The following is a 24,958-nucleotide window of genomic DNA, read 5'->3' on the forward strand; positions in this document are numbered from 1 at the left end:
GGCAACCTCACATTACCGCCGTGCGAACCGAGTAAAATTTTTTCGTAAACGTTACAGTTGTACCTTGTTGCCATTGGGACATAACCGTCAACTGATCTGAAAAGCTATCCATAATGGTAAAGCCCATGCCGGAACGTTCCATTGCACTTTTTGTCGTAAATAACGGTTCCATTGCTTGACTCACATCTGCAATGCCAACCCCCTTATCCATTACAGACACAGTTACAATGTCATCCTCACGCTTTGCATGAACTGTCACGACCCCTTTTCCATCCTCTTCATAACCGTGGATAATGGCATTGGAAACCGCCTCAGAGACAACTGTTTTAAATTCTGATAGTTCATCAATTGTTGGATCTAATTGTGCGATAAAACCTGTTATAGCCACACGTGCTAATGCTTCATTTTCGCTGATTGCTAAAAAAGTTAATGTCATTTCGTTATCCATTTACAATCCCCCTAACTCGATCAATCGCTTCTTCCTCTGTTGCATCCATCATCCACTGACCTAAGCCTGAAAATTGAAATACTTTTCGCATTGTCGGCGATGGATTCAATAAAATTGTTCGTCCAGCGACTGCTTCTAACTCACGCATGCGACCAAGCACAAGACCTACCCCTGAACTATCCATAAACGATAGTCGCTCAAAATTCCAAATGATGGTCGTTACTGCGCCTTGAAAAATTGCTGTAGAAATTTTAGCCCGAATTTGCTCTACTGCATGATGATCGAGCTCCCCAAATAAACGTATAACCACTGTCTCTTTCGTTACCATCTCTAATTGAAAATGCATGAACATCGCCTCCTCCTCGTGCAATTCCACATTCCTTTTACCAAATCCTTGCGCCTGACAGAACTAGTGCAAAGTCTCTCGAAATAGTGTCAAATCGACATTCTTATTGCATTTAGGTTAAGTGCAGTATGGGATAAATAAAAAGGTTTTAAACGTGGTCTACTTTTTTTGTCAGCGGTACAATGTAGTGCGCTTTTTTATGTAGTTTTTCGCTAAAATAACGGCCAAACAGCAAAAGAAAAAGTGCTAGATTGACCGCAGTCAATCTAACACTTTTTAGCTATGTCATTGAAGGTCGTACAAATAGCACTGCTATCTACGCGAACATCAACAAGCGTATTCTTCTATTTCTTAGGCAATTGTATAAGCTTGCTGTACTTTTTCGACAGTTTCTTCACTAATGGCGCTGTTTGAGTAAAGGTAAGCAATTGTTTCACCCGCAGTTACACGGTCACCTTTTTTCGCAACAAGCTGAATACCAGCGTCGTAATCTAGTGCCGATTCCTTCGTTAAACGACCAGCACCAAGACTTACACTGGCTTCACCAATCATCAACGCATTAATCGTCTCTACAACGCCCTCTGACGCTGCTGTTACTGCGATTTTATGCGCTGTGTCATTTTGCACTATATCCGCTAAATCGCCGCCCTGTGCCACGATAAACTCCTCAAACTTCGCTGCTGCTGAGCCATCTTCCAACACCTTTTTCACAGCAGTTAGCGCTGTTGCTTCATCGACACCAGCCGCAATTTGATACATAAGCGAAGAAATAATAATGCACTCTTCAAGTAAATCAGCGTGCGTCTCCTCTAAGCGACCTTGTAGTAAAGCATAAGCTTCTACTACCTCAAGCTTATTACCAATCATTTTTCCTAGTGGATTATCCATATCACTAATATGCGCGACTACTTTACGTCCTAATTTTTCACCGATTGCTGTCATAGCTTCAGCTAATTTTTTCGCTTCTTCTTCTGTCTTCATAAATGCACCAGAGCCACATTTGACATCTAATACAATGCCATCTGCACCACTTGCAATTTTTTTACTCATAATTGACGCAGCAATTAACGGAATGGAATCGACAGTACCTGTAACATCGCGCAAAGCATAAAGTTTTTTATCTGCTGGCACGAGATTGCCCGTTTGACCAGCAACGGCAATTTTGTGTTTATTGACATTGTCGATAAATTCTTGGGAAGTTAACTCTGTTTTCAAACCTCGAATAGATTCTAATTTGTCAATTGTACCACCTGTAATACCAAGACCTTTACCGCTAAACTTCGCCACTGGAATGCCTAGCGAAGCAATGATTGGTGTGACGATTAACGTTACTTTATCGCCGACACCACCTGTAGAATGTTTATCGATTTTAAAGCCTTCAATTGAAGTTAAATCAATGACATCCCCTGATTCAATCATTGCTTTCGTTAAATAAAATGTTTCTTCATCTGTCATACCGATTAAGCGAATCGCCATTAACAAAGAGCTTGCCTGATAATCTGGAATAGAGCCTGTTGTATAGCCTTCGACAAAATATTGGATTTCTGCCTGCGAAAGCTCTTGCCCTTGTTTTTTCTTTTCAAATAGTTGCACCATATTCATGGAAAATTCCTCCTTATTTTAAATCATTTAAGAAACTTTTACCGAATGGTGGTGCTTCTACATTGAAGTTTTCAGCGACAGTTGCAGCAATATCTGCAAAAGTCTCACGTAGAGCTAGCTCGCTACCACCTTTAAAACGTGGCGAATAGACAATCAATGGTACATATTCACGAGTATGATCCGTACCAGGGAATGTTGGGTCATTACCATGGTCAGCTGTAATCATCAATAAATCGTCTTCTGTCATTGCTTCTAAAATTTCAGGCAGACGTGCATCAAATTCTTGCAGTGCATGGCCGTAGCCTAGCGGATCACGACGATGGCCAAAATTGGCATCAAAATCTACTAAGTTTAAGAAGCTCATGCCGTGGAAATCGCGACGTGCCACTTGTGCAAATTGATCCATACCATCCATATTATTTTTTGTACGCACGGCATCTGTAACACCTTCACCATTGAAAATATCAGAAATTTTTCCGATAGCAATTACATCTAACCCAGCATCTTTTAATGCATTCATTGTTGTGCGTCCAAAAGGTTTTAATGCATAGTCATGACGATTCGGTGTGCGTGTAAAATTACCTGGCGTGCCGATAAATGGACGTGCGATTACGCGTCCTACTAAATATTCGGGCTGTAATGTCAACTCACGTGCAATCTCACAAATTTTATAAAGTTCGTCCAGTGGAATGATTTCTTCATGTGCAGCAATTTGTAGTACAGGATCGGCAGATGTGTAGACAATAATTGCCCCTGTGTCCATATGCTCTTGCCCAAAATCATCAATTACTTGTGTACCACTTGCTGGCTTATTACACAGTACTTTGCGACCTGTACGTTGTTCAAGCTCTGCAATTAGTTCAGCAGGAAATCCTTCTGGATACACTTTAAATGGTTTATCAATGTTAAGACCCATGATTTCCCAGTGACCTGTCATTGTATCTTTCCCTACAGATGCTTCTTGCATTTTACCGTAGTAAGCTTTTGGTGCTTCTACTGCTTGCAGTCCTTGAAGTGGCTCGATATTCGCTAAGCCAAATGACTCCATATTGGGCATTGTAAGCCCATTCATTTTTTCAGCGATGTGGCCTAACGTGTGTGCGCCAACATCTCCAAATTTAGCTGCGTCTGGTGCCTCACCAATACCAACTGAATCCATTACAACGACATGGATTTTTTTAAATGGTTTATTCATAATTGTTGCCTCCTAATCTCACGACTCCATTTTACCAAAAACAAGTGAAAGGATAAAGGTCAGACATCCGACTAAGATAAATATTTATTCTTTTATACTAAAAAAAGACTTTATCCATCCCTTATTTCTCTATTAAGCCCGTGGATGGTACTGCTTGTATACTTCTGAAAGTCTCGTCTTACTTATATGTGTATAAATTTGAGTTGTAGAAATATCTGCATGTCCTAGCATCTCCTGTACTGCACGTAAATCCGCGCCATTTTCCACTAAATGGGTAGCAAACGAATGCCGTAACGTATGGGGTGTTAACTCATGCTGGATGCCTGCCTTTAATGCGTGCTCCTTCATTAATTTCCAACAACCTTGCCTTGTTAAACGTTTTCCACGTTGATTTATAAAAAAAGCATCTGTTTTGGGATACTTTCCTTGTAATGTTCCTCTTGCGCTATCTAAATAAACACCCAGTGCAGCAAGAGCACTTTTCCCTAGTGGAATGATGCGCTCCTTGCCTCCTTTGCCAAAGACACGCACAAAGCCCATTGTTAGATGGATATCAGCTAAATCTAGTGCAATTAGCTCACTAATACGCATCCCTGAACCATATAGCAGCTCTAGCATCGCCACATCACGAATGCCTTGAGGCTTAGTGCGATTCGGCACTGCCAGTAACGCTTCAATTTCTTCTATGGACAGGATATTTGGAAGTTTTTGCTCAATTGTCGGCATTTCTAAATGCACAGTTGGATCTGTTTCTGTTCGTTTTTCTCGAAGTAAAAATTGGTGGAAACTACGAATGGAAGAAATATGACGCGCAATCGTTCTGCTCGTCTTCCCTTGCATGCGCAGTTGCTCAAGATGGCGTAATATCGTTTGGCGCTCAACAAGTCGGAAATCTGTCATCCCTTCCGCTTCTTGCAAATAATGCACATAATTCTCTAAGTCTTGGCGATAGGATGCTAATGTATTATCAGATAGTTGCCGCTCCACCTGGATAAAATGGATATAATCCTCTATTGCATATTGAAATTCATTCATCATAACGCCCCCTCACTGTCAATTATTCTCTATTTTAGCACGCATATAAAAAAAGTGCGAAAGGGCTCTCGTTCGCTTAAAATCAATCTAGCATAATTAAAATTTCTTAAAAAACGAAAAAAAACAAGAAACTGCCTAATGTAATCTACACGTAAGATTTCATCAGACAGTTCCTTGTTATTGTTCTTCGTTCGTTTCGTCGTTTTTATCATGACAACGCCAGCAAATACCGTGGAAGGTAAGTCGGTGATCTTTTATGATAAAGTTCCAACGCTTCTCCACAACGGCTTCCACATCTTCAAGTAAATCTTCTTGAATTTCATCTACAGCACCGCATTCGATACAAACCAGATGATGGTGGAAATGTGCGGCTCCTTCTTGGCGTAAATCATAGCGTGATACGCCATCACCAAAGTTAATTTTGTCGACGATTTTAAGCTCTGTTAGTAATTCTAATGTTCTATAGACAGTAGCCAGACCAATCTCCGGAGCCTTTTCTTTTACTAAAAGATAGACATCCTCTGCACTTAAATGGTCCTCTTCGTGCTCTAGCAAAACAGCAACTGTTGCTTCTCGCTGCGGCGTCAGCTTATAACTAGCACTATGCAACTGTTTTTTAATACGATCAATACGGCTTTCCATGTGACGCCCCCCTAAACTCATTTCATTATACCAAAGGAGTAAATCCTATTACAAGATAGTGAATAGATTTCCAAAAAGCTTTTAACTTTTGCTTCTTTTGAACGTATTTCATACTTTATTTCAGTACATACGATATAACGATAAACTCAGCAACTATTATGATGAAAAAAGCGATAAAATTCAACAAAATTGTCCGTCCATTCGACTTTTTCCCGATTTTTCGCTTTGACCAGGAAGGAACTAGTAAATTGCATAATACTAGCAACAATATACAATAGATAAGCTGAAATGGAAACCACCAAATCGTATATAGCCAAAAAGCTTCAAGTTTTTGTAGTAAAAAAACCGAGCTAAATCCAAAAAAAGTTGCGCGCATTGCGACAGTAACACGTACTAACACTTTTAAGACGCTATGCGTTGCAAGTAATAGTACAATACCGACTGAAGCGGCGACAGGTAGCACTAAACGAAAAATAGATTGCCTGTCCACATCTGCTAACCGAGGTTCTATAAACAAAATAAAAGGCTCTGCATTCGCCCCTCCAATAATATGAAAGCAGATGACGCCACAAACGAAGCTCACTGCAACAATAGATGCGTGATAAAATAGAGAAACCGTACGAGACATAAGCATGCTCCTTTTCTATCAAGGTTTGTACAGCTTATGCTCGTCCGCTTCTATTATGCTAAACTTTATTTTTCTTGTTGCAATGCCAACCAAAGTACTGCAAATGCTGTCTTCGCGTCATATATGCGCCCATCAGCGACCATCTCTTGTGCCTCTTCCAACGAAACTTCTAGTAATTCGACAAATTCATCCTCATCTAGCTCAGCACTATTATCAATTTCATAGAGATCCGTTGCGACAAATAGATGAATCACTTCATCTGCAAAGCCCGGTGAAGTGGCAAAGGCTTGTAAATACTTGAATTGATGCGCACCATAGCCTGTCTCTTCTTCTAATTCTCGACGTGCAGTATAGATTGGCTCTTCGCCTATTTCAAGTTTTCCAGCAGGAATTTCTACAATGGAACGCTCAAGCGCTTTACGAAATTGCTCGACCATTACGAGCTTCCCTTCGTTGGTAATGGCAATGATTGCGACTGCTCCCGGATGTTTAATGATTTCACGCTTTGCTGACTTACCATTCGGTAATGTCACATCATCGACTTGTAACTTCACGATTTTCCCATCATAAATAGATGTTGTTTGTGTTGTTTTTTCTTCAAACTTTTTCATTGCCCATAACCTCGCTTGTTCTTCAGATATGTTCATTGTACCATTACAAGTAGAGAAATCGAAGGAGGGCATTCGTATGAAAAAAAGACAACTTGGCTCAAGTAATTTATTTATCTCGGAGATTAGTTTAGGAGGTATGTCTCTTTCGACAGATAAAAATACAGCAGCATCCATTATCGATATGGCGCTAGATGCTGGCATTAACTACATTGATACAGCTGATTTATATGATTTTGGTGCCAATGAACAATTAATTGGAGAAATTTTAGGCAAACGTCGACAAGATATCATCGTTGCAACGAAAGTAGGCAATCGTTGGACAGAAGGTGTGGATGGCTGGCATTGGGATGCCTCCCCTTCTTATATTAAAGAAGCGGTACATCAAAGCCTAAAAAGACTCGGTACAGATTATATTGACGTCTATCAGCTACATGGCGGCACGCTTGAGGATGATTGGGATGGCATAATCGACACATTTGAAAACTTGAAAAAAGACGGTGTCATTCGACAATACGGCATTTCTTCCATTCGACCTAATGTGCTGAAACGTTTTTTACCGACGAGCACGGCACAAAGTGTCATGATGCAGTATAGTGCGTTAGACCGTCGCCCGGAGGAATGGCTAGATTTTATTGCACAGGAAGGGGCTTCAGTTGTTACACGCGGCACCGTTGCAAAAGGTTTACTAACAACAAGCTGGCAAGAACGATTGCAACGTGTCAATGGCTATCAAACATATGCTAAAGATGAATTAACGAAGACATTAAGCGACTTAGCACAGCATTATGGCGATTTACTTACACTAGGGCTAGCCTTCAATCTAAAGGAACATGCGATTGCTTCAACCGTGATTGGTGCTAGTTCACAGGAACAACTTGCTCAAACACTAAAAGCCTATGAAAAAATAGGTGCTATTGAGAATTTTGACGTAGCGAATACGCTAACTAAAGCGGAGCAATACACAGACCACCGATGAAAAAATGGTTGATTTTACTACTACTTTTAGTGATTCTCGCTATTTCCTCTAGTATGACCTACGAACAACAGTCGATACTTCCTGAGCTAGAGGAATTACTCGCTAATAAGCCCTTCGAAGCGCAATTGTCGGTATTAAAAATTCCTTATTGGGATACCGTTGTATCTGTTGAAGAACGAGGCTACTTTGAATTTGTCGAATTTCTTATTCGAAAATTTACGCATTTTGCAGGATTTGGTTGTATAGCACTTGGCATCTATTTTGCATGGGGTAAACGTCGTTTTGCCGCGGGTGTTGCCATTGCCTTTACCGCAGTCATCGCAATGCTTGATGAATTCCGCCAAAGCTTTACACCTGGACGGACAATGAACGGGCAAGATGTCTTAGTAGACACTGCAGGCGCAATTGTTTTTATTAGCATCGTCTTAGCCGTTAAGAAAATACGTAAGCTTAGAAGTAAATAGTTTCTTGAGTTAGTGGCGATTCTGCCGAGGTTGGTGGCGATTTCGAGTATTTTTGTGGCGTTTCTCCATGTTTTTGTGGCGATTTCCCCAAGATTACCAGCGATTCCAGGCATTCTAGCGGCGATTCCCAAGCATTAACTAGAAAACAGTGAATCTTATAAGAGATTCACTGTTTCTACTAACAAGACTAAAATTTCGAGCCTTTGTCACCATATTCATTTAATAATTCTTCGAACGTTTTGTTCTTCTCGCGTTGCTTGCGCTCAAAAGCTAGCTGTGCTTGACGCTCTTCTTCTGCCGCCTGCTCTTTTGCCGATAAATCTTGTTTCGCTGCTTTTAACTTTGCTAACACATCGCCACCAAGCTGGTCTGCTAATGTAACAGCTTCTTGTTTCGGTAAATTTGCTGTGAAACGATCATCTACACGCTGTTGTTGTTGTTTACGTTTTTTTCCCATACTTTCACCTTCTTACTTACATTAAGGGCGTTGTACAACTGTCGCTACCCCTTGTCCACCACCGATACATAATGTGGCAAGGCCCGTTTTGGCATCACGCTTTTCCATCTCATGAAGAAGTGTGACTAAAATACGTGCACCACTTGCACCAATAGGGTGACCTAGCGCAATTGCGCCCCCGTTGACATTTAGTTTATCATGATTAAAGCTAAGTTCGCGATCGACAGCAATTGATTGTGCTGCAAATGCTTCATTTGCTTCAATTAAATCTATCTCTTCTAAAGTGACGTTGGCCTTTGCTAACGCTTTTTTCACCGCTGTTACTGGACCCGTACCCATAATGGCAGGATCTACACCGGAACTCGCATTCGCTGAAATGACTGCCATTGGCTTGATGCTTAACGCAATCGCTTTTGCTTTTGACATTACTACGACTGCAGCCGCACCATCGTTAATGCCAGATGCATTCGCTGCTGTCACCGAGCCGTCCTTTTTAAATGCAGGGCGTAGCTTCGCTAATGACTCAGCAGTCACACCTGCACGAGGAAACTCATCTTGCGCAAATATAATTGCATCGCCTTTACGTTGTGGAATTGTCACAGCGACGATTTCATCATTAAATTTGCCAGCAGCTATCGCCGCTTCGGCACGTTGCTGCGAACGCGCTGCAAAATTATCTTGCTCCTCACGTGTAATATCATACGCATCGCATAAATTTTCCGCCGTAATGCCCATATGATAATCATTAAATGCACACCATAAACCATCATGAATCATTGTATCTACTACTGTTTGATCGCCCATACGGAAGCCTTCACGTGCATTTTTTAAAACATACGGTGCTTGGCTCATATTTTCAAAACCACCCGCAACTATGATTTCCGCATCACCGGCTAAAATTGCCTGTGCTGCTAGATGTACGGCTTTTAAACCTGAGCCACATACTTTATTAATTGTTAAAGCAGGCACTGCATGCGGTAATCCCGCAGCTATCGATGCTTGACGCGCCGGATTTTGTCCAAGCCCCGCCGATAAAACATTCCCCATAATGACTTCATCGACTTGCTCACCTGCTACGCCAGCACGCGCTAATGCCTCTTTAATGACGATACTGCCAAGAGTTGTTGCAGGCACATCCTTTAATGTTCCCTGGAATGAACCAATTGCAGTACGTACAGCACTAACAATTACTACCTCGTTTGTCATAACCATTCTCCCCTTTTCCCCGTTCAAAAATCAACACTGCATGCATATGCTACTAGCAGATATGTATATTTTAACAAATGTTTTGACGATTTTCGATAACAGATATATTCGCACGTTTTCAACAGTTGATGTAAAATGTTGTCGTGTTTTAAACATTGATAGTTGGGAACATTACAAATAGAAAAGTGCATTTGCTTAAAGGTGAATGCCTAGATATAACAGAAACAGGGCGTGGAGGTGTTGAAGATGAAAAAGAAAATGCTTTTATTTTCAGGTATTACAACAACGCTGGCCGCTGCAGCAACGGGGTTGTTCGGCTTTGCGCTTTCCAATAAATTGATGTACATTCAGCAAAAGGACCCCGAATTTATTCGCGAACGAGAAACAACGGCTAAACGTTTCGACGAAGCTTGGTACAATAAAAATTTTAAATGCGAATTAAATATTGACTCACCGAATGGCTATTCTATCCGGGGCATCATGTTTCAACCACTGCAAACGAATAACACCATGATTATTTGCCATGGGGTGACCGAAAATAAAATTAACTCAGTGAAATATGCACGCCTTTTTGAACGTCTAGGATATAACTCCGTTATTTTTGACCATCGAAGACACGGGGAATCAGGTGGCAAAACAACAAGCTATGGTTATTACGAAAAAAATGATTTGGATGCTGTTGTTAAAACGGTGAAAGCGATGATTGGTGATAATGCCATTCTCGGTATTCATGGTGAATCAATGGGAGCGGCAACGATGCTGTTGTATGCAGGTACCGTTGAAGATGGTGCTGATTTTTATATAGCAGATTGTGCCTTTTCTGATTTTTCGATGTTGCTGAAACAAATTGCGAAAACAGAATTTAAATATGGCTCCATAATCCCGATTCGATTCGCAGATTTTTTTATTCGACTACGCGATGGTTACTCATTCAAAAGTGTTACCCCATCCGAAGCTGTAACACATATTGAAAAACCGATTCTTTTTATCCACAGTATTCCGGATACCTTTATTCCCGCTTCCATGTCACTCGATTTATATAATAAAAAGACAGGGCCTAAAAAATTAAAGCTTTTTGACAAAGGTGCCCATGCACAATCCTTTAATGAAAATATGGCTGAATATGAGGATCTAATACATGACTTTTTAGACAATTTTATTTATCAAAAAATCCATTACGATTCTTCCTCATCCAATGTAATTCCTTTTCATCGCTAAAAATAGGCGACAACCAATGATGAATGGACAGCAACTACAAAGCAAAAAAGTGTTAGATTGAGGAGATCAATCTAACACTTTTTATTATTCAGCAAAAACAATATGCCATTCATCACGCTTGGCTAAAAATTCTTTGGCAAGCGCTTGTGCCCCTTCAAGACTATGGCTTGCTGCCCAACCGCATTGCACTTCATTACATGCAGGTACTGCTGTTGCTTGCGTCACATCTGTAAAAGTTTTTTCCAAAATCGTTAGCAAATCTTCATAATCATTATGATTAATCAACGATACATAAAAGCCTGTTTGGCAACCCATTGGACTAAAATCAACGATATGGTCGGAATAATTGCGGATAATGTCAGCTGATAAATGCTCTAATGAATGGAGTGCTGGCATTTCCATATGCTCTTTATTAGGTTGTTTGAAACGAATATCGTATTTATAGACTTCATCCCCACTTTTTCCTACTTTCACACCTGCTAAACGAACATAAGGTGCTTGTACTTTCGTATGATCTAAATCAAAACTCTCCACGTTTGTTTTTTCACGTTCCATTGCTAACAGCTCCTTTTCTTACAATACTAACTATTATACCTAGATTTCTATGAAATGTGTAAATTTTTGAAATAGAATGAAAACTATTGTTTCTAGTGAAAAAAATTTTTTCATTAGTTTCTTAACTAGTAAGCAACTACCCTTTTTATTGTAGGTTTTATCTTGTAAAAAAATTTTTCTCGCTATTTGTCAAAAAAATTTTCTGTATTTACTAACTTTTCTTGTAATAGTAGTATCATAGCAGTTTCACCTTTCTAGATCGCTGAAACCAATGGATGCGGGGGAACCACATTTGTATGGATGAACATTCCATCCAAGGGGTGAATCCTTTTATTAGGTAGGGCTACTCAATGGCCCGAATCCGACAGCTAACCTCGTAAGCGTTAAATGAGAAGGAAGATGGATGCTTGTACTTTTTGACAAATATGTAGCGATAAGTCCTAATGGCTCATTGATACTTATAATCAATACAACCTACCAGATCCCCATCATTACTTTTTACTGCATTAGAAAGCATATTGAAACAATCGTGACCAACATGATGTCAGAGCTAATTGAAAACGGATTCAATATTCTCCATCATAATGCCTCGATGACTAAGTAAAAATGGAGGAAACCAATATGACTACTCAACAAGAGAACAAAGGCATCTTTTATGGATGGTGGATAGTAGTGGCATGTGTTGTCATTATGACATTTATGTATGCACCAATTATTAATTTAGTTTCACTTTATACAGTCCCAGTAACGGAAGAATTGGGCATTGGCAGATCAGAATTTATGACGTACTATACGATTATGGCTTTAGTGGGAATGGTTTTCTGTCCGATTGCAGGAAAGCTAATGAGAAAGATGGATATTCGTCTTTATTTAACGATATTTACTGTGCTTGGCACCCTTTCTTATATAGGGTTTTCATTTGCCACAACAGCGATGCACTTTTATTTGTATGCAGTGCTTATGGGAGCCGCTTTAGCTGGGGCTGCACTAATTCCTACGCCGGTCTTAATAACCAATTGGTTTAACGAAAAACGCGGTTTATGTTTAGGGATTGCACTGGCAGGAAGTGGTCTTGGTGGTGTTATCTTGAGTCCAGTCATTAACTGGCTTATTACCGATTATGGTTGGCGTAGTGCTTACTTTATTACGGGCATCACAATGCTCGTGTTAATCGTACCTATTTCTATTTTTATTATTCGATTTAAACCAGCAGATATCGGGCTTGTTCCGCTAGGCGAAGTAAAAAACTTAACGCCTTCTTCACAAATACTAGAGGGGCTTTCACAAAAAGAGGCATTTCGTTCTATCTCATTTTGGGCTCTTTGTGCAGCGATTGTCGTTGGTGGGATTGTCGTAAACGGTATGATTATTAACCTCGCGCCCTATTTAAAAGATATCGGTGGCACACCACAACAAGCGGCCATATTACTATCTTTAGGCTCCGCCATGGTCATCGTAGGAAAATTATTAATTGGGCGTCTCTATGATAAATTAGGAACAATCACAACGTTAGTAATTATTTGTGCTTCTGGTTTAGTCAGCTTCCTATTTTTGATGAAAGGTAACCTATTAATACCAGGTATTTTGTATACAATATTTACTGGCTTTGGTGCAACGGCTGTTACTGTAACACCGGCTTACCTAACATCCTCACTCTATGGTGAAAAAGAATATAGTGCGAAATTTGGCATCGTCTCATTATTTTCAACATTAGGTGCAGCACTCACACCAATCGTGTCAGGAGCCATTTATAATATTAATCATTCATATGGCTTACTGCTTAATGTTTTAATTGTCCTTTCAATTGTGTTATTTGTATTGTTTATCATTGCCATTAAAACGAAACCTAAATCGATTGCCACTTCAGACGCAATGGAATATAAATTAGAAAACTAAATCTTAGTTGTTACATTAGACTTTTACTCATACAAAGTAAGCCGCAAACATTACTGTTGCGGCTTACTTTCGTCTGCATGAAATCCATTTTCCTACAACGGAAATCCAAATTCTAAACTACTTGGTATATTAAATAGCAACGTGATCACAAGACTGATTGTCAATAATATTATCATAGGCTTCCACTGTAATGTCCAATCACTCTTTTTCATTACTAACAATTGATTAATAAAATGCAAAAACATCACTAGTAACAACACTACAACAAACTGTAATAAAAAATGCATCGTTGTCCCCACCCTCTCTACAACTGAATAGTCTCTCTTTATATCGGACGAGGCGAAGTCTTATCGACCATTCATCTGCGTAATTCGACTCTATTTCTTTTGACGGCATTTCTTCAAAAGGATGTGGTAAATACTACCGCTCACGAAAAAGGGTGCGTCTTAAAGTTAAGACACACCCTTTTTCTAACTTCACTCAATATAGTCATTAATACTACTTAACATTTTGATAGCTTGTCACATCTTCATCTAACAAGAAGTTTGTGCCACGTTTTTTCAAAGCTGTACCAAAGAATATTGCTGTAATAATCAATGCGGCTAAAATTCCAACAGCATTCGAAAATGCAACATCCTGTCCGAATCCCATATTTGGTTCATAAATAATATAGCTGAATACCATACTTGTCATAAATGAAGCTGGTATCGTTGCAATCCAATGGTTTTTACGGTCCAAAAATAAATACATGGCCGCTACCCATAAGGCAATTACTGCTGTTACACCGTTTGCCCATGAGAAATAACGCCATAAAAGATTAAAGTCTATTTTCGTTAACACATATGACATGGCGAATAATGGGAAGGCAACCCATAAACGACTAACTAATTTTGCTTGACCAAATTTGAAATAATCAGCAATAATCATACGAGCTGCACGAAACGCTGTATCACCGGATGTAATAGGCAGCACGATTACGCCTAAAACTGCTAAAGTTCCCCCAATTGAACCGAGCATAAGAATAGATGCCTCGCTTACTACAGCTGCAGGTCCACCTGCTGCCAGCATTTCATTTAAACCACCATATCCTCCAAATAGGCTCATTGCAGCGGCCGCCCAAATCATCGCAATAATTCCTTCAGCAATCATCATACCATAGAAAATTTTACGTCCTTCTTTTTCTCTTTTAGTTGTACGAGAAATGATTGGCGTTTGTGTCGCATGGAAACCAGATAATGCTCCGCATGTAATTGTAAAGAAAATTAATGGAAATATCGGTAAATTAGCAGGATGCATATTCTCAAATGTAAGTTCTGGAATTGATGAACCTTTTACGATCATACTAATACCAATTCCAAATGCTGAAATCACTAATAACGCTCCAAAATAAGGATAGAATCGACCGATAATTTTATCAACTGGAAGTAAAGTTGCTAAAATATAATAGATAAAAATTACCGCTACAATAATACTTAACGCAATTTTGCCGTCCATTAAATTATTTATTAACATTGCAGGTGATGAAACAAACACAGTCCCAACTAGAAGGAGCAATAAAAGTGCAAAAATATTGACTACATGTTTCATAGCTTTTCCTAAAAACTTCGCTGCAAGCTCAGGTAAATGGGCTCCTTTATTACGAATAGAAATCATACCTGTCAAATAATCATGAACAGCACCGGCAAATATACATCCAACTACTATCCATACAAATGCAACAGGACCATATAAAGCACCTACAATAGGACCAAACACAGGTCCAGTACCCGCAATATTCAGTAGCTGAATTAATGAATTTTTAGGTGTAGACATTGGTACATAGTCTACACCGTCTGCATTTACATAAGCTGGGGTAGGGCGCTCATCTTTAGGAATGAATACTTTTTCAACAAACTTCCCATAAGTAAAATAACCTACAATTAAAATCACTATACAAGTTATAAAAGTTATCATTTAAATTCCTCCTTATATAACATTATTAGTATTTTAATAAGATTTTTTATAAAAAAATAAACTATACCGATAAGCTACAACAATCGCGTAATTATTTATAGTTATGTTATGTGGCTAAAAAAAATCACTCCTTTTTTACTAACTTTTTCATATGACCTAAAACAGAAAAGTATTTCTAAGCCACATGCTAATAGAACATCCCCATCGTTCTTTCGTTTCTAAATCGGGAAATCGATTTCCAAATAACCATTATCACCTATATTTAAAAGGATGGTGATAACAACGCTAAGTGAGACAAGTATCAACATAGACTTCCACTGTATGTTAAACTCGTACTTTTTAATCCAAAGCAATTGATTTATATAATGAAAGAACAATACAAATAGCAACACAACAATAAATTGAAATAAATAATGTATCATTGCCACCATCCTTTACAAGTAAAATCGCCATGTATAAGTGTTATGGTTTAGGTTGATATTTCATCTCTTGTTATTCTAAAATTCGCGCTACCTATTAGTTGTTATAATTGAAATCTTTCTCTTCAATCACCTCACTTCTTCGTTGCTTTTGTATTTTTTATAATAAAAAAAGTTGCCTTTTTTGTAAATATGCTTAATTTACTGAATTTTTTATTATTTTCACTGTCTCTCATTCTTTTAAATCTATTACTCGCTCCCTTTTTGACCATTCTATACAGGAATTTTCCAATCTCGATTCGCTGATGTGCCTAAAAAATCATCTGCGTAATTCGATTCTATTTCTTTTTGTGGGAATTTCTTTAAATACCATTGTTTCATTAGCACATAGTAAATGATTGCCGATAAAGGGAAACCAACGAAATACATATAATCAATAAAGACAATCGCGAGGATACTACTAATGAGCCATGCAAGTATACCAGCCAAGTTTACGCCTCTATGGAATGTAAATTGTCCGTCCTGCTTATACAAATCTTGGACATGTAAACGGCGCTTGCGCAGGATATAGTAGTCGCAAATCATAACACCTGCTACAGCCGACATAATGGCGCCAGAGTACCCTAAGAAACGGAATAACTGCTCTAAAATAATCCATGGTTGAAACAATGTGCCGATAATCCCCGCTAATATTACACACCATGTATAGGACAAATGAATACGTGCGCCGGCATTGACAAACGTTAACGACGCCGGAATTAAATTAGACGCAGTATTCGTTGACCATTGCGCCAATATAACGAGCAATAAAATCATTACCATCACCCAACCCGTTGCTATTTGTTGCACGACTTCAATCGGATTCCAGTTGCTAGTGGCTAAAAAACTAACGGCACCAATAATACCGATAAAGGTTTGAACAGTTGGTAACGCTAATAAGTGAGGAATATAATTATTTTTATTGCGCCGGAACCAATTGCGCTCATTGGCTGGTGCTTTTACGTAACGCGTAATATTCGGAATATCTACAGCAAGCAAAGACCAAAAGCCCATATTCGCGGCCATAATGAGCAACCATGTCGTTTCAGCAGAACTACCTTCATACGTAAAAATATTTAACCCCTCTTCAGTAGCAATGCTCGATATTTTTACAAAAATCCAAATCGAAATTAATATAATGGAAGGCGCGGCAATCACAGCAAATCGATCGATTGCTTTAATACCAATAGCCGTATTCGCTATTTGCACAGCTGCAAATACAACATACCAGACAAACCAAGAATCAAAGCCTGTTAAATCTGCTACGATATAGTTGATGGCTGTGGCCCCAAGATACGTTTGAATACCAAACCAAATACAAGCAACAATCCCCCTTATTAACGACGGTATATGTACCCCTACTGTGCCAAAAGGTGCTCTTAGATAAGCCGCAAACGATAAACCATGTTCAATACCAATATCTCCGGTTAAACTAGCAACAATGGCGATTAGTACATTCGCAATAAAAATAGCACCTGCTAATTGCCAAAGTGTCATGGATTCAATACCATTAGCGCCAATTTGGAATGTGGCAATAATAACAGCCATCCCCACCCAAATATTAAAAAATCCTAGCCCTGTAATAATGCGATGCTTTCTTAAAGTGGGCACGATATCCTTTGTGATTAATGTGTTACGTTTCATAAAACTCCCCCCTAATTAAAACTTTATTCGCTTGCATGAAAAACGACTTTATTTAAATCTCTTAAGTAAGGTACTTCTCTTCGTTGTTGAATTACTCGTTGTAAATCAATTGTTGCGACGATGCATTCATTTTCCTGTACTGCTTCGACTAAAACTTTGCCCTGTGGATCAATAATTCTACTTTTCCCACAAAAATGCGTTGACTGTTTTTCAAGTCCCGAACGATTAGCTGCTATAACGTAACAGCCATTTTCGATTGCTCTTGCTTTACTTGCAATATCCCAGACGTAGTAACGCTGTTCGCCAAATGCCGAAGGGTAGATAAGGACATTGGCGCCTTGTAACGTTAATATTCTGGCACCTTCCGGAAAGCCAATTTCATAGCAAATTTGTAAGCCCATTTTCAAATCTTCTTGATGGATAACGGATAGTGCATCGCCTCTATTAAATCTAAGATTTTCTTGATCCCAAAGATGTGTTTTTCGATATTTGCCCAATATGCCATTTTTCGCTATAACAAAAGCGGTATCAAAGATTGTACCTTCGATTTCACCCCGTTCTAAAATACAGCCAATAATCGTGACATCGTGTTGAGTTGCCATACGCTGTAAAAACTCGGTCGTTTCTCCTGGAATCGTCTCAGCATATTGCCAATCTTGTTCTTCTACCCGATAACCTGTATTAAATAATTCGGGTAATACAATGAGTGTTGCCTGTTGTTCAAGTGCTTGTGCTATTAATGTTTGCGCTTTTTGTAAATTTCCTTCTTTATTGCCTAGTTCACAATTCATTTGTATAGCTGCTACTACATGCTTCAAAGTCATCACTCCTCTTTATTAATTTTAAAACTGCCTACAGATATCCTTTAATACGCCTCCTTTCCTATACGAATTTTCTAAGCAAAAAGCGTGCCAACTTTTCACCGATTGACATATTGCTAGCAACACACTTATACTGCGAATCTTTTATAGGGAAACATAGAAACTTTGTAACGAAGTTATGCATTTTTGCATAGTAGCGATGCAAATTCGTGTTTGTACTGGTAGACTATCTTGAATCGCTGGTAAAATTCGGAGTATCGCTGGTAGAAGCTCCTAAATCGCCGGTATCATTCGTCGTATCGCCGATAGAAGCTCCTGAATCGCCGGTATCATTCGTCGTATCGCCGATAGAAGCTCCTAAATCGCCGGTATCATTCATCGTATCGCTGGTAGAAGCTCCTGAATCGCCGGTATCATTCGTCGTATCGCCGATAGAAGCTCCTAAATCGCCGGTATCATTCGTCGTATCGCCGATAGAAGCTCCTAAATCGCCGGTATCATTCGTCGTATCGCCGATAGAAGCTCCTAAATCGCCGGTATCATTCGTCGTATCGCTGGTAGAAGCTCCTAAATCGCCGATAGAATTACGTATCTCCTGCAATGAGCGTAAAGTGAACATAAGAGATACCATCAGCAATACAAAAAAGTGTTAGATTGATCGCAGTCAATCTAACACTTTTCCTCTAACTATAAAATTCATTCTATAAATTTCAAAAATCTGTTATTCCAAATATTTTCGTAAAAATCAATTGTCTCTTGTGCTGACATAAATGGGTTATTAAGCGTAGAAGTCGCTTTACGAACCATAAAATTTTCGTATCCTAAGCCATGGGCAAATTTAATCGTTGCATCCATACAATACTCTGTTTGGGCGCCGCAAAATTCAATACGCTGTACAGCTAATTCGTCTAACATCGTTTTTAAGTTTGTTTTGTAAAATGAATTGGCATGTTCTTTTCTAACCAAATAGTCTTGCTCTTGTACATCTAGGTCGGCATGGATCGCCCAAGGTTCCTCTTCTGGTACGAGTTCTTCATCACAATGTTGCACAAAAATAATTGGTTTTTGCTGCGCTCGGTAGCAGGCAATACGGTTATTTACTTTCGTAAGTAAATTTGGTAGTTCAACCAAATGCTCTGCACTGAAACATACGCCATTTTGTAAATCGATGACGATTAAAACATCTGCATTAGCTTTCATTGTTTTGCCTCTTTCATATTTAATTGATTGTTGATGCAAGTATTTATGGACGTTAGTACTATTAAATTTTCAATTGTGCCTCCCTCTTACTTGGTCATAATTGGTGTAAATATTTCCGCTGCTTAAACGTTATTGCTTGCCCATGCCTCAACATTTTCAAATAGGGCAAGCGGACAGCGTTTTTTTAATTCGTCAATAAACCCTATTTTATTCTCCGTTAAAATCTTGATACGGCCAAAACTTGTTGTTTCCACACATAGCTCAAGTCCTGTTTCAGATGATGTCACGCGATAGCCCGTAAATTTATCTGTTGTCGGTGCAATTTTTGTTATTGTGTGATAAGGTACGCGTCTTTTGAATGGCCCACCTTTGATTAATAAATACTCTTTATAGAAAATACATTGCAACGAAGTGCCGTACCACCAAACGATACCTCCAGCCGCAAGAAAGAGAATAGCAATTAGCAGTAAAACAGGAAATGGTAATTGTTTATACAATGAAAGCAATGGCATTGAACCCATGATGACAACGACTAAATACATACCGATTAACAAATACATGTTTACCTTTGTGCGAAATACCATTCGTCCCTCCCCTTTCTCCCTCCATTATATAGCAAGTTTATCGAATATTAAATTTGGCCATTTTCCTACTAATGGTAGATTGATTCACTTCTAATAAATTTGCCATAGCAACAGTCGATTGACATGTTGCAAAAGCCATTTGCAATAATTCCTTTTCCGCATATTCTACACATTGTTTTAAGGGCATGATGTCCTTTACGAGTACAGACTTCTCCTTTTTATTTTCATTCAGTGCAATGGCTAGCGTTTCACTTGTTAAATAATCTGCATCACTCATGACATAACATCGTTCAATGACGTTTTGTAATTCTCTAATATTGCCAGGCCAGTCGTACGTAGTTAACTTATCTGCAAAGCTTGTATTGAATGTTTTGGTTGTATAATATTTGTTATTTAAATTTGTTAAGAAATGGCTTGCTAAAGGCAGTATATCTTCTTTGCGTTCACGTAAAGGTGGTATATGAATGGGAATAACATTTAATCGATAATATAAATCCTCTCTAAAATTTCCTTGTGCCACTTCTTCAGCAAGATTTCGATGGGTTGCTGCGATAAATCGAACATTGATAGGGATTGTCTTGGCGCTACCAATTCGCTGTAGCGTCTTTTCTTGAATGACGCGCAGTAATTTTATTTGGAGTGCTGGTGGCATATCGCCAATTTCATCTAACAACAACGTGCCGTTATGCGCTAGTTCAAATAAGCCGATTTTGCCTTCTCTATTTGCACCAGTAAATGCACCTTTTTCGTAGCCAAACAACTCGGATTCTAGTAAATTTTCTGGAATAGCACTACAATTGATTTTCAAAAAAGGCTTCGTTTTACGCTCACTCATGTCATGAATATAGTTGGCGAAAACCTCTTTGCCGACACCTGTCTCTCCTAAAATTAAGACAGTCGAATCTACTGCTGCCACGCGTTTGGCAAGCGCTACTACCGCTTCGAGTTGCTTACTTTGATAGATTAGCGGGCTTGTTGATTGGCTTTCCTGTTGGCTTAGTTCATGTTGATAGTCATGAACTATACTTGTCAAACGGTGAATTTCTTGTTGTAGATTTTTTATATTTGTAATATCCCTAGAAGCATTGACTACACGTATTATTTCGCCTTGCTTATTTTTAATAGGCGTTCCGACAACTAAAAGCCGTTTGTTATTTTTCGTTTGTTGAACCGTTGAAATTTTCTTGTTGTTTTCTAACACTAATCTGGTAATCGAAGGTTGGTACACCCCCTCCCTTTCTAACTCTAAAACATTTTTTCCAATTAGCTGCTCTTCACTTACCCCCCATAGCTGTTTACAAGCAGCACTTACCCGTAATGTTTTCCCTTGATGGTCAGATACATATAGAGCACCAAAGGTAGACCCAAATATCGCCTTTAAATCTTCACTCTCTTCTTTGTAGCGTTCATATTCACGTTGGTATGGCCATGCTAAATTAATAGAAACTAGTATGTAAAATTGTTCTTTGTCTACAATTCTTGAAAAAAAATATTGATAGCTTTTGCCAGCGCAAATAATATTTTTCATGAAAGGGATCTCAGTCAACATTGCTTTTCTTAATTGCGGGGATAATTTCTTATGATTGATTATTTGTCGATTAAATTGAATGGCTTGTTGTGCTTTGGTATTTAGCATTTTAATAGAAAAATTTTCGTCGTAAATAATGGATGCCAATGGCAACTTTTCAATCGTTTCGGCAGAAATTTTCATATTTCCTAGCATAGTACCTCTCCATTCGTTAATTTTTTAGCATTATAACATAAGCCCTATGCATTTGTGCATATTTTCTAAATTTTTTAAAAAATATATTACAAGCATTCTTTTTTTCGTTAGACTAATGATAAAAATTTATAAAGGGATGAATGTAAGATGCAAAAAGAGATTTTAGTTGCCTATGGGATTGATGTGGATGCTGTTGCAGGTTGGTTAGGGTCTTACGGTGGTGAAGATTCCCCTGATGATATTTCACGTGGTTTATTTGCTGGGGAAGTTGGTACCCCAAGACTGTTAGATTTATTCGACAAACATAACATTAAAACAACTTGGTTTATTCCAGGCCATTCAATTGAAACATTCCCAAAAGAAATGAAAGATGTTTTCGAACGAGGGCATGAAATTGGCGCCCATGGCTACTCCCATGAAAATCCTATTGCCATGACCCCGAAACAAGAAGAACAAGTATTGCTTAAATCAATTCAACTTATTGAAGAATTAACTGGAAAAAAACCGACCGGCTATGTGGCACCTTGGTGGGAATTTTCCAATGTAACAAATGAATTATTAATTAAGCATGGCATAAAATACGATCACAGTTTAATGCACAATGATTTTACACCTTATTATGTACGTGTTGGCGATAAATGGACAAAAATTGACTATAGTAAACAAGCAGAAGATTGGATGAAGCCGTTACAACGAGGCGAAGAAACCGATTTAATTGAAATTCCTGCCAATTGGTATTTGGATGATTTACCGCCAATGATGTTTATTAAAAAATCGCCAAACAGTCATGGCTTTGTGAATCCACGCGATATCGAACAAATGTGGAAAGACCAATTCGATTGGGTTTACGAAAATATGGATTATGCTGTCTTTACGATGACCATCCATCCCGATGTTAGTGGGCGTCCGCAAGTGCTCCAAATGCATCATCGCCTTATCACTTATATTAATTCCCATGAACATGTTCGGTGGGTTACATTTCATGAAATTGCAAACGATTTCGCCAATCGTTATCCGCGCACATAAGGAGCAAGTTAATGTGTATTTTTTGCGGTGATTTTATTGCCAATGTACATTGGACGGATGTTAAAAATAATGCTACATCAGAAGTAATCGTCGGTGACTTACAACGTGTTCGACAGCAAGCGAGAAATGAGCGCGTTCATTTCATCAATATAATTTTAGTGTTCTATCAGTTAAAGCTAACGGATTGGAATGGCAGTAAATTTATTCTGAGTGATTTAAAAGGCACTACGTCCATCGTGCATGATTTAGGTTCGTTATGGGCGGAAGTTGAAAAACGGATTGGCTATGCAATTGACCCACTGAGCACTAACTTAAGGGATAAAATTGAATCGAGTGATGATAGATGAAAGCAACAAAAAAAGCCGTGACAATTATTACTGGTAGCTTAGGGAGCGGTAAAACGACATTGCTGCAAAACTTATTAACACATCATCAGCTGAAGGAAAATATCGCCGTTATCGTTAATGAGTTTGGCAAAATCGGCTTAGATCATTATTTACTAAGACAAGCAGAAGAAAAAACGACATTACTTCAAGGAGGTTGTATTTGTTGTCAGTCGCGTGAAGATTTAGCCGAAGAATTGCAAAATTACTTATTTTGCTATGAACAAGGAGATATTACGTTTGATCGTATTATTATTGAAACAACGGGCTTAGCAGATCCCGCTCCGATTTTATTTACAATCATGACGCATCCTATTTTACAGCATCACTTTGTTGTAGATGGAGTCATTACGACCGTCGATGCAAAAAATGGAGCGATGCAAATGCGCAATCACGAAACAACCATAAAGCAAATCTCGACAGCGGATACGGTTGCTCTAACGAAAATCGATTTAGTAACAAAGGAAGAACTGGCGTTTATTCGTGCTGAAATCATAAAAATTAACCCAAGCTGTACTATACTGAATGTGGAAAACGGTAATGTAGAGCCATCAATCTTACATGTCGCAAGTAAACAACATTTTAGTAACGTGCTACCTCGCAACAATCAGTTAACATCACAAACTATCCAATCGCACATAAATTCGATTTCTTTCGCTTTTTTACAACCTTTAAATTGGAATAGTTTTGGTGTATGGCTCAGTTTATTGCTCTATGCAAGAGGCGAAAACATTCTGCGCGTCAAAGGACTGCTCGATGTCGGTGAAGCGGGGCCAATCATCTTAAATGGTGTACAACATATTATTCATCCACCTATCCATTTACATGAATGGCCAGATAACACGCAAGTTTCATATATTGTCTTTATTACGAAAGCTATCCCTACTGACTTATTGAAACAATCATTATTGTCCTTCCAAACATTTCTCGGTACAAAAGTCGATTTACTACAGGTTCACTCCATCTAGGATACTAAAAAAACGTGCTTATTCTTCAGCTAAGTACGTTTGTTATATTCGTAAAGCGTAACTGACTAAAATATCTTGCGCTGTAAAGCCTGCTTTAAAATAAAGGTGATTCGCTTGGCTATTCGTATTATCTACACATAATGTAATGTGATGAATATGTACGTAGGCAAACATTTCTGTCAGCACTTCTTGCAATAACATAGTGCCTAAACCTTGATTTTGCGCATTTTGAGCGATGGCTAAATATTCTAATGAAGCTTCTGCCATTTCACTATTCACTTCAAAGTACGCATAACCTTGCAAATCATCTGATTCATTTTTAAGAACCTTTAATATACGATTAGCGCTTAATCTTTCTATAATTGTAGCGGCATCGTAATAAGTACCTGGAAATGTTTCTGCGTGTAATGTTTCAAATTGTGAAAAATCACTTTGCTTAAACGGCTCACTTTTTATTTCACTTACTTTATTAAAGGCGTTTTCCTTAATTTCTAAAACAAAATGTTCCCCACTCTTTTGCGCATTTAGTGCATCCATAAAAGCTTGTTGCTGCAAATTTTGATGATTAATAAAAAAATAATAACTTTGCACCGTCGGATACACACTTACTAGTTGTTGCCATAATCGCTGTTGTAAATCACTAGAACCAGTTTGATTAAACGGCCCCCATACTTCTGCACTGGCATCGTCCATATCTATACCAATTGCTGCAATAATAGCTCCCTCATGATTTCGTGCAATGATAAAGTTGATAGTACCATCTTTAGCTATAAAATCTGCTTGCAATGTTTGTAAGATTTCCTCTGCTTCGTCTCCACAATATCCAATATGGGACGTTTTTTGTTTATTCATCTCCGCTAAAAACTGCGCTAATTCCTCAATATCTAGTGCTTTTTCGATCGTTGCAAACATATCATGT

The 24,958-nt window shown here is 38.6% G+C and carries 26 protein-coding genes and 1 riboswitch; of the genes, 7 read left to right on the forward strand and 19 right to left on the reverse strand.

Annotated elements, in window-relative coordinates; all coding sequences use genetic code 11:
• Nucleotides 1–7: 7 nt before the first annotated feature.
• From spoIIAB to ACIQXI_RS10130, 8 genes are all read right to left on the reverse strand, one after another.
• On the reverse strand, nucleotides 8–448 hold the full coding sequence (gene spoIIAB, locus ACIQXI_RS10095; RefSeq protein WP_173478263.1) for an anti-sigma F factor: 441 nt from the start codon (nucleotides 446–448) through the stop codon (nucleotides 8–10).
• Nucleotides 441–794, reverse strand: coding sequence for an anti-sigma F factor antagonist (gene spoIIAA / locus ACIQXI_RS10100; RefSeq protein ID WP_402924118.1), 354 nt, complete (start codon nucleotides 792–794; stop codon nucleotides 441–443). The genes spoIIAB and spoIIAA overlap by 8 nt, the downstream gene beginning before the upstream one ends.
• 351 nt (nucleotides 795–1,145) lie before the next feature.
• Nucleotides 1,146–2,396 carry a thymidine phosphorylase gene (locus ACIQXI_RS10105; protein WP_402924121.1) on the reverse strand — a complete coding sequence of 417 codons (1,251 nt, stop codon included), beginning with the start codon at nucleotides 2,394–2,396 and terminating at the stop codon, nucleotides 1,146–1,148.
• Between the two features lie 13 nt (nucleotides 2,397–2,409).
• Nucleotides 2,410–3,591, reverse strand: a complete 1,182-nt coding sequence (gene deoB / locus ACIQXI_RS10110) for a phosphopentomutase (protein WP_402924123.1) — start codon at nucleotides 3,589–3,591, stop codon at nucleotides 2,410–2,412.
• A 132-nt stretch (nucleotides 3,592–3,723) separates the two neighbouring features.
• Nucleotides 3,724–4,626 carry a site-specific tyrosine recombinase XerD gene (gene xerD, locus ACIQXI_RS10115; RefSeq protein WP_402924126.1) on the reverse strand — a complete coding sequence of 301 codons (903 nt, stop codon included), beginning with the start codon at nucleotides 4,624–4,626 and terminating at the stop codon, nucleotides 3,724–3,726.
• 177 nt (nucleotides 4,627–4,803) lie between these two features.
• On the reverse strand, nucleotides 4,804–5,268 hold the full coding sequence (fur, locus tag ACIQXI_RS10120; protein WP_402924128.1) for a ferric iron uptake transcriptional regulator: 465 nt from the start codon (nucleotides 5,266–5,268) through the stop codon (nucleotides 4,804–4,806).
• Nucleotides 5,269–5,383: 115 nt separating this feature from the next.
• The gene (locus ACIQXI_RS10125) at nucleotides 5,384–5,896 is read right to left on the reverse strand and encodes a hypothetical protein (RefSeq protein ID WP_402924130.1); all 513 of its coding nucleotides are present in this window, start codon (nucleotides 5,894–5,896) and stop codon (nucleotides 5,384–5,386) included.
• A gap of 65 nt (nucleotides 5,897–5,961) precedes the next feature.
• Nucleotides 5,962–6,507, reverse strand: coding sequence for an NUDIX domain-containing protein (locus ACIQXI_RS10130; protein ID WP_402924131.1), 546 nt, complete (start codon nucleotides 6,505–6,507; stop codon nucleotides 5,962–5,964).
• 76 nt (nucleotides 6,508–6,583) lie between these two features.
• Between ACIQXI_RS10130 and ACIQXI_RS10135 the strand changes: the two genes are divergently transcribed.
• Both ACIQXI_RS10135 and ACIQXI_RS10140 read left to right on the forward strand, forming a co-directional pair.
• Nucleotides 6,584–7,483 (forward strand): aldo/keto reductase, encoded by a 900-nt coding sequence (locus ACIQXI_RS10135; protein ID WP_402924132.1) that lies wholly within the window; start codon nucleotides 6,584–6,586, stop codon nucleotides 7,481–7,483.
• Nucleotides 7,480–7,947, forward strand: coding sequence for a VanZ family protein (locus ACIQXI_RS10140; RefSeq protein ID WP_402924134.1), 468 nt, complete (start codon nucleotides 7,480–7,482; stop codon nucleotides 7,945–7,947). Before ACIQXI_RS10135 ends, ACIQXI_RS10140 begins: the two co-directional genes overlap by 4 nt.
• A 187-nt stretch (nucleotides 7,948–8,134) precedes the next feature.
• Here ACIQXI_RS10140 and ACIQXI_RS10145 read toward each other — a convergent pair whose 3' ends face one another.
• Nucleotides 8,135–8,404, reverse strand: a complete 270-nt coding sequence (locus tag ACIQXI_RS10145; protein WP_402924137.1) for a YqkE family protein — start codon at nucleotides 8,402–8,404, stop codon at nucleotides 8,135–8,137.
• 21 nt (nucleotides 8,405–8,425) lie between these two features.
• On the reverse strand, nucleotides 8,426–9,610 hold the full coding sequence (locus tag ACIQXI_RS10150) for an acetyl-CoA C-acetyltransferase (protein WP_402924140.1): 1,185 nt from the start codon (nucleotides 9,608–9,610) through the stop codon (nucleotides 8,426–8,428).
• A 246-nt stretch (nucleotides 9,611–9,856) separates the two neighbouring features.
• Here ACIQXI_RS10150 and ACIQXI_RS10155 point away from each other — a divergent pair, with 246 nt between their 5' ends.
• The gene (locus tag ACIQXI_RS10155) at nucleotides 9,857–10,828 is read left to right on the forward strand and encodes an alpha/beta hydrolase (protein WP_402924142.1); all 972 of its coding nucleotides are present in this window, start codon (nucleotides 9,857–9,859) and stop codon (nucleotides 10,826–10,828) included.
• Between the two features lie 84 nt (nucleotides 10,829–10,912).
• On the opposite strand, the gene ACIQXI_RS10160 is transcribed toward ACIQXI_RS10155, so the two are convergent.
• Nucleotides 10,913–11,383 (reverse strand): S-ribosylhomocysteine lyase, encoded by a 471-nt coding sequence (locus ACIQXI_RS10160; protein WP_402924145.1) that lies wholly within the window; start codon nucleotides 11,381–11,383, stop codon nucleotides 10,913–10,915.
• Between the two features lie 250 nt (nucleotides 11,384–11,633).
• Nucleotides 11,634–11,782, forward strand: a riboswitch (cyclic di-AMP (ydaO/yuaA leader).
• Between the two features lie 222 nt (nucleotides 11,783–12,004).
• Between ACIQXI_RS10160 and ACIQXI_RS10165 the strand changes: the two genes are divergently transcribed.
• Nucleotides 12,005–13,279 (forward strand): MFS transporter, encoded by a 1,275-nt coding sequence (locus ACIQXI_RS10165; protein WP_402924148.1) that lies wholly within the window; start codon nucleotides 12,005–12,007, stop codon nucleotides 13,277–13,279.
• Between the two features lie 498 nt (nucleotides 13,280–13,777).
• Here ACIQXI_RS10165 and ACIQXI_RS10170 read toward each other — a convergent pair whose 3' ends face one another.
• From ACIQXI_RS10170 to ACIQXI_RS10200, 7 genes are all read right to left on the reverse strand, one after another.
• On the reverse strand, nucleotides 13,778–15,232 hold the full coding sequence (locus tag ACIQXI_RS10170) for a carbon starvation CstA family protein (protein ID WP_402924149.1): 1,455 nt from the start codon (nucleotides 15,230–15,232) through the stop codon (nucleotides 13,778–13,780).
• A gap of 692 nt (nucleotides 15,233–15,924) precedes the next feature.
• Complete coding sequence (locus ACIQXI_RS10175; RefSeq protein ID WP_402924152.1) at nucleotides 15,925–17,334, reverse strand: NCS1 family transporter; 1,410 nt, start codon at nucleotides 17,332–17,334, stop codon at nucleotides 15,925–15,927.
• A 23-nt stretch (nucleotides 17,335–17,357) separates the two neighbouring features.
• On the reverse strand, nucleotides 17,358–18,152 hold the full coding sequence (locus ACIQXI_RS10180) for a carbon-nitrogen hydrolase family protein (protein ID WP_402924155.1): 795 nt from the start codon (nucleotides 18,150–18,152) through the stop codon (nucleotides 17,358–17,360).
• A gap of 229 nt (nucleotides 18,153–18,381) precedes the next feature.
• Nucleotides 18,382–18,774, reverse strand: a complete 393-nt coding sequence (locus tag ACIQXI_RS10185) for a hypothetical protein (RefSeq protein WP_402924158.1) — start codon at nucleotides 18,772–18,774, stop codon at nucleotides 18,382–18,384.
• A 77-nt stretch (nucleotides 18,775–18,851) separates the two neighbouring features.
• Nucleotides 18,852–19,355 (reverse strand): cysteine hydrolase family protein, encoded by a 504-nt coding sequence (locus tag ACIQXI_RS10190; RefSeq protein ID WP_402924160.1) that lies wholly within the window; start codon nucleotides 19,353–19,355, stop codon nucleotides 18,852–18,854.
• A gap of 122 nt (nucleotides 19,356–19,477) precedes the next feature.
• Complete coding sequence (locus ACIQXI_RS10195; protein WP_402924163.1) at nucleotides 19,478–19,939, reverse strand: PH domain-containing protein; 462 nt, start codon at nucleotides 19,937–19,939, stop codon at nucleotides 19,478–19,480.
• Between the two features lie 37 nt (nucleotides 19,940–19,976).
• Nucleotides 19,977–21,662, reverse strand: a complete 1,686-nt coding sequence (locus tag ACIQXI_RS10200; RefSeq protein ID WP_402924164.1) for a sigma-54 interaction domain-containing protein — start codon at nucleotides 21,660–21,662, stop codon at nucleotides 19,977–19,979.
• A gap of 147 nt (nucleotides 21,663–21,809) precedes the next feature.
• On the opposite strand from ACIQXI_RS10200, the gene ACIQXI_RS10205 reads away from it, so the two are divergent.
• The 3 genes from ACIQXI_RS10205 to ACIQXI_RS10215 are packed head-to-tail and all read left to right on the forward strand — an operon-like array spanning nucleotide 21,810 to nucleotide 24,039.
• Nucleotides 21,810–22,688: a polysaccharide deacetylase family protein gene (locus ACIQXI_RS10205; protein WP_402924167.1), complete on the forward strand. Its 879-nt coding sequence runs from the start codon at nucleotides 21,810–21,812 to the stop codon at nucleotides 22,686–22,688.
• Between the two features lie 11 nt (nucleotides 22,689–22,699).
• On the forward strand, nucleotides 22,700–23,035 hold the full coding sequence (locus ACIQXI_RS10210; protein ID WP_402924169.1) for a hypothetical protein: 336 nt from the start codon (nucleotides 22,700–22,702) through the stop codon (nucleotides 23,033–23,035).
• Nucleotides 23,032–24,039 carry a CobW family GTP-binding protein gene (locus ACIQXI_RS10215; protein WP_402924171.1) on the forward strand — a complete coding sequence of 336 codons (1,008 nt, stop codon included), beginning with the start codon at nucleotides 23,032–23,034 and terminating at the stop codon, nucleotides 24,037–24,039. Before ACIQXI_RS10210 ends, ACIQXI_RS10215 begins: the two co-directional genes overlap by 4 nt.
• A 42-nt stretch (nucleotides 24,040–24,081) precedes the next feature.
• Here the strand turns inward: ACIQXI_RS10215 and ACIQXI_RS10220 are convergent, their stop codons facing one another.
• On the reverse strand, nucleotides 24,082–24,951 hold the full coding sequence (locus ACIQXI_RS10220) for a GNAT family N-acetyltransferase (protein ID WP_402924174.1): 870 nt from the start codon (nucleotides 24,949–24,951) through the stop codon (nucleotides 24,082–24,084).
• Nucleotides 24,952–24,958 lie beyond the last annotated feature (7 nt).

Origin of the sequence: Lysinibacillus sp. NPDC097195 (assembly GCF_044762075.1) — a bacterium.
GTDB lineage: Bacteria > Bacillota > Bacilli > Bacillales_A > Planococcaceae > Lysinibacillus.